This window comes from Saccharicrinis sp. 156, from assembly GCF_050589685.1.
GTDB lineage: Bacteria > Bacteroidota > Bacteroidia > Bacteroidales > Marinilabiliaceae > Saccharicrinis.
On the sequence record NZ_JBNGOS010000033.1, the window covers coordinates 67,360 to 80,275 of the forward strand.

Sequence of the window (12,916 nt, forward strand, 5' to 3'; positions counted from 1 at the left end):
ATTTTTTTTGTTCTTTAGAACGAATAAGTTAATCCTGCTCCAAATAGTTGTTTAACTTGTATTTTCGGACCTTCACTTTCCCCGTCGTTATTTACATAGCTTACGTCATCGTCGTACAGGATATTGGTTTTAAATACCGCACTCAAATATTTATTTACTTTCATATCTAGACCCAATTCCCAATCCACATCAATATTTTGAGCCCTCTCATAATTTGAAAAAAGGTCTAAACGGGTATATCCGTTCACGTTTTTAATCAGTTCTTTCTTTTGGGCCAACAGTTTGATGGAGGCACCATATTCACTCCTGGTCTTATCTCCTTCTTCTACGCCAAAAGCGCCAATATTCGATAAGGAATCACTTAATACAAAGGTCATCTTTGATGCTATAGGCGAAATAAACAATGAAAAATTATCGGAAGGTTTATAATCCATACCCAGGGAAAACTGCAAATAACCCGGCGCCATAAATTCGGATATTTTAGTTGCCTGAACCAAAGGATCTTTATACCCATCTGCAAACTGAGTTTTAAAATCAGCCATGCCCGAATAAAACCAGTGATTACCGTTTTCATAACCCAGCTTTGTCGTAAACTGAAGCCTATCTTCCGATTTGGCCATTTTATAATCTCCCGTTTTGGTAAGCCCATAACCCACATCCAAGGTATTATCCCAGGCTAACTTACCTTTTTTATGGTTTAAATGTCCTTTAAACAGCAATGTTGCTGCAATGGAGTTGTTTCCACCCCCCGCCCAGTTAGTTAACGAAACCTGCGAAAAATTCAAGGAAGTAGTAGCCCCTGCCTTCCAGTTTTTAACCGAATCGTTCTTCGCTTTCTGAGCCCAGGAAGCCCACGTTAGAAAGCATAAAAATGCTGTTAGTGTATACTTTGTCATTTGATAGTTTAGTTTTAATTTGTAAATGTTTGACTAAAACGCCCAATATCCCGCAATTTGCATTAGAAATCCTGTTACGCGATTCAACGACTTCAAAACAAAGCGTTTCACCAACTTGGTTCAACTCACCACATTGGTGCCATTTTTTCAGCAACGCCTTGTTTTACGGTATTTTAAATGCGCATTACGTACCTCTATTGCATAATCCGGGTTTATTCATTGCCTCAATACAAAAAAATGAGCTTTAACTACCTAACCTGAACAAGCCAAAACCTTCCTTGGTTTTGGCTGGTCCAGGTTATTCGGCAAAACTTATGAATATTTATTTTGAACTTAATTATCAAGTATTTCACCCTTGATTGTCAAATAACAATGCATTATAAATTTTGCTCACGTACCTAAAGCCTGCAAAACCATAGAATAAAATTTGTTTATTCCTTCAATAAATGCACATCCGTTTGTGGGAAAGGAATGGAAATACCCTGTTTGTCGAATTCCTTTTTAATATTTTCGTTCATATAGAAAAAGAATCCCCAGTAATCAGGCGCATTAACCCAAACCCTAGTGGTAATGTTTACTGAACTATCTGCTAATTCACCAACCGCAATAAATGGTGCAGGATCACTTAGTGCTTTACCACTGGCATCAATTACCGCTGCAATTACTTTTTTGGCTTTGGCGATATCATCCGAATAGCCAATGCCAAATGAAAAATCAACCCTGCGTGTGCTTTCCTGCGAGAAATTAACTAAACTAGCCGTTGAAAGGCCTCCATTGGGAATATAAATGTTTCTGTTGTCCCCAGTCTTAAGTCTCGTAACAAAAATCTGAATCTCGTCCACAACACCGGCATAACCCTGAGCCTCAATAAAATCACCTTTTTTAAAGGGTTTTAAAATTAGTAACATCACCCCTCCTGCAAAATTCTGTAGCGTACCCGACAAAGCCATGCCCACTGCCAGACCTGCGGCACCGAGAACGGCAATAAAGGCGGTCATCTGAATCCCGATCATGGTCATCACACTGATCACCAACATTATTTTTAACAAAGCGTTGAACACCCCTATTAAAAAAGGTTGCAGCGTTTCATCATAACCTCTTTTAGCAAAACCTTTCTTCATGGCCTTGGTAATCTTCCCGATTATCCAAAAACCAATTATCAGCGTTAATATGGCCAGCACCAACTGTCCGGCATAACCAAGAATCACATCTTGTGAATTCCTAAAAAAATCCATAACTTCTTCCATCTTTTAATTTTATTTAGGTTAAACATGAATTGGATTAAAAGTATAACTTATAAACCATACAATAATTTATTTAAATATTCGAATCTTGTAATTCCGTTATTTACAACTCACAAATGCCACATTTGTTTATTACAAAGCCCAATTACAAACAAAAATCTTATAAAGTCAATAGGAATTTTCCTGAAAAGTAGTTCTGCCGTATAATTTACAAAGAATTTCGGATAATCATCTTAGTTGGGATAAATTCTCTGATTTTTTGTCCGCTTAAGATAAAGTCAGCCATTTTAGTCCCGATCTTATCAAAATCGGTAGATATAACCGTAATGCCGTCTTTGATATATTTTTTGGTGGGTGTTTCATTATAGGAAATAATTCCAATATCACTTCCGGTGGAGTAATTCAGTTCGTGCGCAAAATCCAATATTTTTGCCATCACCCTATCGCTCACTGTAAAATACAGTTCGCCTTTTATCACTTCAATATCCTTAACATGATATATTATTTTATAATCGAAACCATGATCCGCACAAAATTTTTCAAAAGCGGTGATGGTTTGGGTTGGATGATTGGTAAACTCCGGATAAATAAAAACCAGCTTCTTATATTTTTTTAGCTTGTCTTTTATTAAAACCAAATTTTCAAATACCGGATCACCAAAATCCTGTCCGAGATAAGAACATTTGTCAGGTACATTGATAATCCAGTCGATACATAACAATTTAGAAGGATCAATTTTTGACACCGTTTCCTTTACTTTCTTATCATCAAAATTCATGATAATGTAATGGCTATACTTACCAATGGCATTTAACACGATATCCTCAAAAACCCTGGTGTTATAGTGGTGAAAATGAACATCCACATTGTAACTGTTTGGTAAGGCACTCCTGAATGCTCCGTACAACACCTCCTTGTAGGCTTTAAAAGTATCCAGAAACAAAAACACGTTTTGCGTGGTACTGGCCACATAATAGCCCTTATTGGGCACCGACTCAATCAATTTACGGTTTTTAAGCTCGGTATAGGCTTTAAATACGGTATCTCTCGACAGGTCGCATTCTTTGCACAGTTCGTTAACGGATGGCAAAAGCTCGCCAACATTCAGCAACTTGCTTTTAACCGCATCCTCAAACGAGCGTACCAATTGCAAAAACTTAGGCACACTTGAATTATTGTCTACTTTAGGAATAAAGTTACTCATGGTCGTTTTATTTATGATGGCCTCACCATCTCACATACAACCGATGCCCCCACATCGGATTAAAGTTGTTTTTTACCCCTTGAGTTATTCCTTTGTTTTTTTACGCGCTTCCGATACCGATATACGTTTACCATCCTCGAAAGCAATAACAAAACAATCTTTAATTTTTTTCTTTACGACAAGATTTTCCTGGCTGATTTCATCAAAACTATTTGATTTTCCGATGGCATACTTATACATATTACCATCCTGATACTCAAATACATCATCGAATTTCCTATAAATGGAACTGCCAGGTTTTATTTTCTTTTTACTGGATGCCACTTGAATCCGGTAAATAATTTCAGGAGTTTCTTCTTTTACCACATTCATTTGGGTTGGAACACCCAGGTTGTTCTTGGCATCAAACTGTTTCTTGTAATCTCTGAACGCTCTAAATATCCCCGATGCCAATAGGGCTTGTCCTTCATTGGACGACAAGTACCTTTCTTCGTTCGAGTTGCTTAAAAAACCTAATTCAACCAGTATTCCAGGCATGGCAATTTCCCTAAGCACCAAAAAACCGGCCTGCTTAACTCCCCGGTTTCTGCGTCCCACTCTTTTACCGAATTGTTCCTGCACCAATCTCGCCATCTCCAAACTCTGATCGAGATATATGTTCTGGTACAACTCAAATATTATGTAGGACTCCGCCAGATTGGGATCAAAATCTTCATAGGTAATGCTATAATCATCCTCCAGTGTAATTACCGAGTTTTCTTTCTTTGCAACTTCCAGGTTATCATCTGTTCTGTGAAGACCTAGCGCAAAAGTTTCGGTACCAATAATTCTGGGGTTACTGATATAATTGGCATGTATGGAAATAAACAAATTAGCATCCGACTTATTTGCAATGGCAGCCCTTTCGTTCAACGGTATAAACACATCTTTCTTTCGCGTATACACCACTTCAACTTCAGGTAAATATTTCTCAATATAATTACCCAATTTTAGGGCTACAGCCAGTACAACATCTTTTTCCTTTGAAAACTTACCATGTGCGCCAGGATCTTTTCCTCCATGGCCCGCGTCTATTACAACTTTCTTGAGTTTTCCTGTCGATTGCGCCTCAATTCCCATTGCACACAACCAAAATAATATCGTAAATATGCTAATATTTAATAATCTCATTTCAACTCCTAATTTTATGGCCAACGTTGGTTTATCATTTAACCTGGCTCAAAAATAGTTTAATTAATATATTATCCTTTTAGGCTCATCAATAAAATTAGCAATTAGATAAACTAATATTTACCTCTAAACTTAAATATAACCGTAAAAATAGATATTCCTTCCGATATCTACATAATAATTCTTTATGGATCTAGATATGATACGGTTAATACTATTTCTGATTTTATGCCAACAATTGTATTTTCCCTACACTATCCATGGTTTTATGGTATCATTTTTGTTTTCGGTCAAACTGTTTAACGAAAGCCACAGAATACAATGTATGGGTGTCCGGTTTATTTTATTAAATAAACCAATAGTGTCATCAATTTTTATTTATTTTTGTGCCAATTTGAATCACATAATCGCTAATTCATTGATTGTTTCTAAACACAAATTATACCAAGGTTTAAGGCCTTGCCTGCGGACTTTGACTACCCTGGTGGTATTCTGTTCTTTATTTCGATTATCATTTGGCCAAAATATTGGAGAACCTGCACTGGCGGCACGGGACAGCATAAATCCGGCAATAGGCGATCTGCGGCCTATTCTCCGGGCGGATAGTATAGTGGCTCCATCTGACACAACAATGTCCGGTAAGCGTCCTGGAGGACTCGGCATTGATGCAGAAGTTACCTATACCGCTAAAGACTCCATTATATTAACTAACGGAAATATTGAAAAGGGAGAATCGAGAAAGGTTTATTTATATGGTGATGCCGAAGTAAAATACCTGGACATTACCTTAACAGCGGCCTGTATTGAACTCGACCTGGATAGTAGCCTTACCTATGCCTACGGTTTGGAGGACACAACCGGCGTTGTTACCGGTTTGCCTGTTTTTACCGATAAACAGGGTTCGTACGAAATGAAAACCATTAAGTACAACTTTAAGAGCGAGAAAGCCTTGATTGAACATGTAGTTACCGAACAAGGTGAGGGATATGTTGTAAGTAGCCTGGCAAAAAAGTCACCCGATGATTCCTTCTCGATAAAAAACGGTCATTACAGTACTTGTGATAACCATGAGCATCCGCACTTTTATCTTAACATGACCAAGGCAAAAGTAATACCCGGCAAAAAAATCATCACCGGACCCGCATATCTGGTCGTAGAGGATATCCCAATTTATCCCATTGGAATACCCTTTGGTTTTGTCCCGTCTACCTCGAGTTACAGTTCAGGCATTATCATGCCCTCGTACGGAGAGGAAGAAACCCGTGGGATTTTTTTACGGGACGGGGGATATTACTGGGCGGCCAGCGATTATTTTGATTTGGCAGTCACCGGCGATTTATATGCAAACAATTCATGGGGTTCACGACTAGCATCAAAATATAAAAAACGCTATTCTTACAGTGGTAGTATTAACGTAAACTACATTGTTAATATTACAGGCGAAAAGGATTTGCCCGACTATAGTAAATCAAAGGACTTTTCCCTTTCATGGTCGCACCGGCAGGATGCAAAGGCCAATCCGTATCAAACCTTTTCTGCCAGTGTTAACTATTCCAGCAGTTCGTACGACAGAAACAACGTTAGCAGTATCATCAACGCTACCTTGCTGGCAACCAACACAAAACGATCAAGTATTTCTTATAGCAGAAGATTTCCGAAATCTGGCGTTAATTTTTCTGCCAACCTATTGGCCTCACAAAACACAAGGGATACCACGGTTAGTTTTACCACACCCGACTTAACCTTAACCATGAACCGTAAATTTCCTTTTAAAAGGAAAAATAAGGTCGGAAGCGATGAGGCTTGGTACGAAAAGCTGAGTTTATCATATACCGGTAATGTTAAAAACTATATCAGTGCCAAAGAGTATGAACTTGGCGATAAGTCGTTTCCCAGTGAATGGCAGAATGGAATGAAACATAGTGTGCCTGTATCGTTAAATTTAAAGATGCTGAAATATTTCACCTTAACCCCTTCCTTTAATTATACGGAAAGATGGTACACGAAATCCATATCAAAAGAGTGGGACGAGGACTCGGAGAGTATAGTCACTGCGGATACCACCACAGGCTTTAAAAGGGTATATGACTACAGTTATTCGGTGAGTACGTCCACTAAATTCTATTCGTTTTTTACACCATGGAAAAAGTTGTTTGGCGATAAAGTGGATAAAATACGTCATGTAATGACTCCCTCCGCCAGCTTATCGTACCGACCCGATTTCGGGGATGAAAAATATGGCTACTACGATTGGTTCGAGTACTATGATCCCGACCAGGACTCAATCATCAGGCACGATTATTCGCTTTATGATGGTGCCTTGTATGGAACACCGGGTAGAGGGAAATCCGGATCGCTGGGCTTGTCATTGGGCAACACCCTTGAAATGAAGGTTAAAAGCGAACGCGACACCTCCGGTTTTAAGAAAATAAAAATATTGGAGGGACTTAACTTTTCCACCTCGCACAATTTTATGGCCGATTCTTTAAAATGGTCTCGAATCAGCATGAGCGGTCGTACTAAAATTTTGGGAACAAGCATTAACTTCGGAGCTACATTCGATCCGTATGCGCTAGATACAAGCTCAACAGGATCGCCTATACGGATCAACACCTCTCATTTCAAGGCTACGGGTAAACTGATGCGGTTGGAGTCGGCCAATCTTAATTTCGGTATTTCAATTGGCTCCGATAAAATAAAGAAATGGCTCGAAAAACGCAGGGGAGAATCAACTTCCGAAGAAGAGGGGGAAGGGGAGTTTCCGGAGGAAGAGGAATTTGACAACCCGTTAGAGCGAATCGACAGGGTTGAAGATGCTTTTGCAGATACCAGAGGTACAGAAAGAGGTAGCTCCCATATGACAGACGATGGATATACCAAATTTGACTTTCCCTGGAACCTCTCTTTGAACTACAGCTTTAGGATGGTAAACGGGGATTTTAACAAAGAAAAAATGGCGTATAAACGTACCATAACCTCTGACGTAAACCTCAACGGGGATTTTTCGCTAACCCCCAAATGGAAGTTCTCATTTTCATCGGGATACAACTTTGACACCAAAGAAATATCGCATACAAACCTAAGGATTTCAAGGGATCTTCATTGTTGGGGAATGAGCTTTAACCTGGTTCCGGTTGGAACATACAAATCCTATTTTTTCTCCATCAGTGTTAATTCCTCTATACTTCAGGATTTAAAATACGAAAAACGCAGTAGCGCCAGAGACAACTCCAGTTATTTTTGATAGGATATGATTAAAGATAAATCAAAACGTTCTTTTTTTTAGAAGGCTTTTCTGTTTTATGGCCTTCCCGCATCCTTAAATTACCAAATGGGTGCCGTGGGCACGGTTTTCTTTAAAACCTTCCGCAACCCTTCGGATGTATAGAGGTGTGCGGTGGAATAATGTTTAACCCCCAATATGCATTAGAAATTCTATTACACATTGAAATTACTTTAAAACAAGGTATTTCACTAAGTTGCTTCAACTCACCAGAGCAGTGCTCCCGAAAGTAATCGGTAAAAGTTATGCGTTGTTTCTGCAACTCCTTGTTTTATGGTATTTTAAATGGTCATACCCTACCTCTAATACAAAATCCGCGTTTAAAGGCGAATTCCCTGCCCCCTGATATAAACCCGGTATTTATTTATTAAAATCAACTACCTTTGTAAAAAATCAATAATAATGAAGAAAATTGTCAATACTAAAAACGCCCCTGCGGCCATTGGTCCGTATAGCCAAGCCGTTGAAATGAATGGGATGCTGTTTATTTCCGGTCAGGTGCCCATCAACCCCGAATCCGGAAAGGTGGAAGCCGAAAGCATAACAGCCCAAACAGAACAAGTGATGAGAAACATTGAAGCCATCCTAACCCAGGCAGGCTATTCCTTTGCTGATGTGGTAAAATCAACGTGTCTGTTGTCGGACATGGGAGATTTTAAGGCGATGAACGAGGTTTATGGTAGCTACTATAAAGAAAACCCTCCTGCCAGGGCAGCCTTTGCTGTTAAAGAACTTCCGCTTGGTGTAAAAGTGGAGATTGAAACTATTGCGGCGAAGTAATAAAAAATATTGGCTTTTGGGCATTAGCACGAAGCTACTGGCTAATACCTGATAGCCAATCTAAAAATACATAAGGTATAGAATAGTAATAGTAACCACCATATAAATAATGGTCAAGGGCCAACCTACCCTAAAAAAGTCTTTAAAATTATATCCTCCCGGTCCGTAAACCATGATATTGGTTTGATAACCGATAGGTGTTAAGAAATTGGCCGCTGCCGCAAACGAAACTACCAATGCAAAAGGCAATGGGTTTAATCCTAAAGTATGGGCTGCGGTTAATGATATAGGGAATACAATAGCGACTGCAGCCTTGTTTGTGATATAAGCAGCCAACACTGTTGTTATCAAATAAATACCCGTCAATATTGCAATTTTCCCTAAAGGGAAGAATATAGATATCAGAAAATTAGCAATCATATCCGCCACACCGGTCTTTATCATAGCCGTTCCCAAGGCCAATGATAGTGCAATAATCACTGCAAGGTTATAGTCAATGTTCTTAGGCAGATCCTTGGCGCTGACCACTTTTAATATATTAATAACTACCAATACCACCAGCAATCCCATAAACAATGGGATCAGGTTCAGGGCCGATAAGAAAATGGCCAATAACGTTCCGCCAAACAAAGTCCATATTTTATAACGCTCGGGTTTTCGTACTTCTTTCACCTTCGATATCAGGTAAAAATCTATGTCATCCTGCGAACGCGACATAAAGTCATCACCCGCTAACAGAAGAATAACATCTCCTGCTTTCAGTTTTACCTCTTCCAACTTTCCCATAACGCGCTCCCCGTTCCTATGCATGGCCAAAAGCACCGAATCGTACTTGCCGCGAAAGTTGACCTCCTTCACCTCTTTTGATATGAGTGAGGAGTTATGGGAAATGACGATCTCAACAACATCTGCTCTTTTTAGTTTGCTCATCATTCCTACCGTAGGCAAAGTCAGTCCGCTACCATCCGACAACAGGTTTGCAATATCCTCTGACTCACCCGCAAAACGCAGCAAATCGCCTGCTTCCAGAATAAAATCTTTATCAAATACCTGAAATGTATACTTGCCCCTGACCACCTCGGCCAGAAACAGTCCTTTTTCATTTCCTAATCCAGATTCTTCAATGGTTTTACCAATTAGTTTAGAGGATTTTCGCACAACCGCCTCCACTAAATATTTACGTTCGCTTTCGGTAATTTCTTTGGTCAAGGGAATTCTGTCAGGTAATAATTTGTGGGCGAAAAAGAACAAATACAAAAAACCAATGATCAGCATGGGAAAACCTACCCAAAAGAAATCGAACATGTGCAAAGGTTCCATATCGGGAAATATGGTCTGATCAATTACCATCCCATTGACAATCAGGTTGGTTGAGGTACCTATTAAGGTTACACACCCGCCAAGGATAGCCGCATACGACAATGGTAACAGTAGCTTCGATGGCGAAATGTTATTCCGTTTGCTCCAGTTGTGCACGTAAGGCATCATTACCGCAACCAATGGCGTATTATTCAGGAAAGCTGAAAAACCTCCAATCCAAAACATAATTCGGGAAAGAAACCCCTTATACCCGCTGGTTCTCGGAAATATTCTACTGAAGAATATCTCTATGACCGAAATTTGTCGAATGGCATCACCCAACAATAACAACATCATAATAACCGCAATTTGTTCGTTTGCAAACCCGGCCAATATCTCACTTGGTGTTAATACGCCAAAAAAACCCAGGACCATTACCGCCACAAAAAAAGTAAAGGCTGCTCCCAAAAGCTCTCTATATAAAGATATTAAAATAAATGCCAGAACGACAAATACAATGATTACATCAAAATGCTGCATAAGGTCTTTAAAAGTTTCTCCAATAACCCACAAAAATAGAAAAATACTTATAAATGTAGGTCTTGCATATCGCTAATTTACGAACAAGTTATGCATATCGCTCAAAACAAATTTTCATGTTTAAATTTATTTTTATTTGTCAGATGGAACTCCCAAATAATTTTGATCATCCGCTGTGCGTAAATATGGATAATCAAATTTGCATGGTCGTTTCATAAGTTAGTTCATAGGAGAAAAGTATTAGGTTGCAGAACAAAACTGCTTGTTGATAGTAAATAATTAGCCAATACCTAAAAAAAAGAATATTTTTATCGCGGATAAAAATATTTAAAATAAAACCTTGGTGCGCAAAAAGATAAATATATACATCGTGTTAATCCACGCCCTGTTTTGGCTGTTGCTATTTTCGAGCCCTTTATTGTTCTTTTTCAACTTTGATTTGGCAATGGTTCCAATGAAGCAGTTTGCCACGATGAATGCGACAATAATTAGTATTTTTTATATTAATTATTCAGGACTGGTACCTTTGTTTCTGTTTAAGAAGAAATTTTTTCTGTACTTCGCCTCACTCATAGTATTATTGGTTTCTGTGTTATTGGTAATCCGTTACCTTGAATCGAATCACCCTTTTGCGGAGCACCAGCGTTTTTTTGACCCATTAAATAATATAGTACCGGAAGATGAATTGCGCAGACACTTTATACGTCGTGATAAAGGAAATATTTTTTTAGTGGTAGCCCTGGCATTAATTGGCATAGGTACGAGTATACGTGTAACAGGCAGTTGGTTGCTCAATGAAAAAGAGAAAAATGAGATAAAAAAAGAAAAGTTGAATGCAGAACTGTCCTATCTTAAATCACAAATTGACCCTCATTTTTTCTTTAATACCTTAAACAATATATATTCATTGGCACAGCTTAAGTCCGATAAAGCTCCGCAAACGATATTAAAATTATCGGAATTAATGCGCTATAATATTTATGAAGCGGATAAGGAGCTGGTGTTTTTAAAGGATGAAGTAAACTACGTTCAGAATTTTATTGATTTGCAACGTATCCGTTTAGCAAAAAGCGTTGATATAGATTATTATGTGAGAGGAAAAATAGGAAACAAAAAAATAGAGCCGCTTATCTTTTTGCCCTTTATAGAAAATGCATTTAAACATGGTATAGATTATGCGAACCATTGCTCTATTGATATTGAAATATCGATAGAAGACACCGAAATAACTCTATTGGTAATTAATAGTACATCCAGCCGTAAAGAAAAAATATCTAAACAGTCGGGTGTTGGTTTGAGCAATATTAAAAAAAGATTGGAACTTTTATATAAACATCGCTATACCTTAAACATCAGTGAAAACGAGAAAAAGTTCATGGTAAAACTAACATTGTATTTAAATGACCATTAATTGTATTATTGTTGACGATGAGCCTTTAGCCCAGGATTTAATTGAGGATTACGTTTTAAAAATCCCTTTCTTAAACCTGAAAGCCAAATGCAGTTCGGCGTTTGAAGCCTTTGACTGCCTCCGCAAATACGAGATTGACCTTGTGTTTTTGGATATTCACATGCCCAATGTTACCGGTCTTGATTTTATCAATAGCATCGAGACGAAACCTATGTTTATCTTTACAACTGCCTACTCCGAGTATGCCATTGAGGCATTTGACCTGAATGCCGTGGATTATTTGGTTAAGCCCATTCCATTCGAACGTTTTTTAAAAGCGGCCAACAAAGCCATTAACTACTTTGCATTAAAAAACAAGAATACAGCCGCAGATTCACCGGTAAAAACGGAGGTGCAAAAGCAGGACTATTTTTTTATTAAGGTTGATTACAAAGATCGTAAAGTTAATTTTGGAGACATATTATACATTGAGGGACTTAAAGATTACATTAAAATTCACTTAGTTAATTCAAAAAAACCGATTATCACGCACAACACACTTAAAAACATAATGCTCACAATCCAAGAACATGGTTTTGCACGAGTTCACAAATCTTTTATTGTTTCTATTCATCACATAAAATCCATTACCAAAAACCGTATTGTGATTAACGACCAGTGGATTCCGATTGGAGATATCTATAAAGAAGATTTTTTAAAAATGATTAAGTAAAACATTAACTGATCAAAAAAAATTACACCTACTTATTCCTAAATACTGAACACCCAAGTGTTTTTATAAACTGCTGGCACATGGGTTAAAAATAACCATAAGTCTACGTTCTTTTACTTTATATCTTTAACAATTAATTTATCTAATTCCTTTATTATTTTAGTTTAAGGCTATTAGTTTCTACCCTAAAATCAACAAAAAAGAGACGGATAGGTTAGTTATTAAGTCTCCTTGCGCTGCTACACTTTATCTGCTTTAGCTGCAACAATTTGGAAGAAAATGGCTCTTCCCGGGAAACCACCATAGCCGTTAACTTAAGGGAACCTATTGGTACAAAAACACATACACAGACGGACTTCCCCAATGAGGAAGTTTAT

9 protein-coding genes are annotated in these 12,916 nt (G+C 38.1%); 4 read left to right on the plus strand and 5 right to left on the minus strand.

Annotation, left to right across the window (positions count from 1 at the left end; genetic code table 11):
* Window positions 1–14: 14 nt before the first annotated feature.
* The 4 genes from ACRD64_RS18875 to ACRD64_RS18890 all read right to left on the minus strand — a co-directional run bounded on the left by ACRD64_RS18875 (window position 15) and on the right by ACRD64_RS18890 (window position 4,514).
* Window positions 15–896 carry a DUF3078 domain-containing protein gene (locus ACRD64_RS18875; RefSeq protein WP_430935022.1) on the minus strand — a complete coding sequence of 294 codons (882 nt, stop codon included), beginning with the start codon at window positions 894–896 and terminating at the stop codon, window positions 15–17.
* A gap of 431 nt (window positions 897–1,327) precedes the next feature.
* A complete protein-coding gene (locus ACRD64_RS18880; protein WP_430935023.1) occupies window positions 1,328–2,143 on the minus strand; it encodes a mechanosensitive ion channel family protein in 816 nt (271 codons plus the stop codon).
* A gap of 205 nt (window positions 2,144–2,348) precedes the next feature.
* Complete coding sequence (locus ACRD64_RS18885) at window positions 2,349–3,344, minus strand: GntR family transcriptional regulator (protein WP_430935024.1); 996 nt, start codon at window positions 3,342–3,344, stop codon at window positions 2,349–2,351.
* 84 nt (window positions 3,345–3,428) lie between these two features.
* Window positions 3,429–4,514: an N-acetylmuramoyl-L-alanine amidase family protein gene (locus ACRD64_RS18890; protein ID WP_430935025.1), complete on the minus strand. Its 1,086-nt coding sequence runs from the start codon at window positions 4,512–4,514 to the stop codon at window positions 3,429–3,431.
* Between the two features lie 418 nt (window positions 4,515–4,932).
* Between ACRD64_RS18890 and ACRD64_RS18895 the strand changes: the two genes are divergently transcribed.
* Window positions 4,933–7,758, plus strand: coding sequence for a putative LPS assembly protein LptD (locus ACRD64_RS18895; protein ID WP_430935026.1), 2,826 nt, complete (start codon window positions 4,933–4,935; stop codon window positions 7,756–7,758).
* A gap of 441 nt (window positions 7,759–8,199) precedes the next feature.
* Entirely contained in the window at window positions 8,200–8,577 is a 378-nt protein-coding gene (locus ACRD64_RS18900; protein WP_430935027.1) for a RidA family protein, read from the plus strand.
* Between the two features lie 60 nt (window positions 8,578–8,637).
* Here ACRD64_RS18900 and ACRD64_RS18905 read toward each other — a convergent pair whose 3' ends face one another.
* Window positions 8,638–10,416, minus strand: coding sequence for an SLC13 family permease (locus ACRD64_RS18905; RefSeq protein WP_430935028.1), 1,779 nt, complete (start codon window positions 10,414–10,416; stop codon window positions 8,638–8,640).
* A 343-nt stretch (window positions 10,417–10,759) separates the two neighbouring features.
* On the opposite strand from ACRD64_RS18905, the gene ACRD64_RS18910 reads away from it, so the two are divergent.
* Together ACRD64_RS18910 and ACRD64_RS18915 are read left to right on the plus strand one after the other, a co-directional pair.
* On the plus strand, window positions 10,760–11,827 hold the full coding sequence (locus ACRD64_RS18910; protein WP_430935029.1) for a sensor histidine kinase: 1,068 nt from the start codon (window positions 10,760–10,762) through the stop codon (window positions 11,825–11,827).
* Window positions 11,817–12,539: a LytR/AlgR family response regulator transcription factor gene (locus ACRD64_RS18915; protein WP_430935030.1), complete on the plus strand. Its 723-nt coding sequence runs from the start codon at window positions 11,817–11,819 to the stop codon at window positions 12,537–12,539. Before ACRD64_RS18910 ends, ACRD64_RS18915 begins: the two co-directional genes overlap by 11 nt.
* Window positions 12,540–12,916 lie beyond the last annotated feature (377 nt).

Bases quoted from the DNA above. Each gene is read 5' to 3' on its own strand.
- ACRD64_RS18875 (WP_430935022.1), bottom strand. From the start codon at position 896: ATGACAAAGTATACACTAACAGCATTTTTATGCTTTCTAACGTGGGCT.
- ACRD64_RS18880 (WP_430935023.1), bottom strand. From the start codon at position 2,143: ATGGAAGAAGTTATGGATTTTTTTAGGAATTCACAAGATGTGATTCTT.
- ACRD64_RS18885 (WP_430935024.1), bottom strand. From the start codon at position 3,344: ATGAGTAACTTTATTCCTAAAGTAGACAATAATTCAAGTGTGCCTAAG.
- ACRD64_RS18890 (WP_430935025.1), bottom strand. From the start codon at position 4,514: ATGAGATTATTAAATATTAGCATATTTACGATATTATTTTGGTTGTGT.
- ACRD64_RS18900 (WP_430935027.1), top strand. From the start codon at position 8,200: ATGAAGAAAATTGTCAATACTAAAAACGCCCCTGCGGCCATTGGTCCG.
- ACRD64_RS18905 (WP_430935028.1), bottom strand. From the start codon at position 10,416: ATGCAGCATTTTGATGTAATCATTGTATTTGTCGTTCTGGCATTTATT.
- ACRD64_RS18915 (WP_430935030.1), top strand. From the start codon at position 11,817: ATGACCATTAATTGTATTATTGTTGACGATGAGCCTTTAGCCCAGGAT.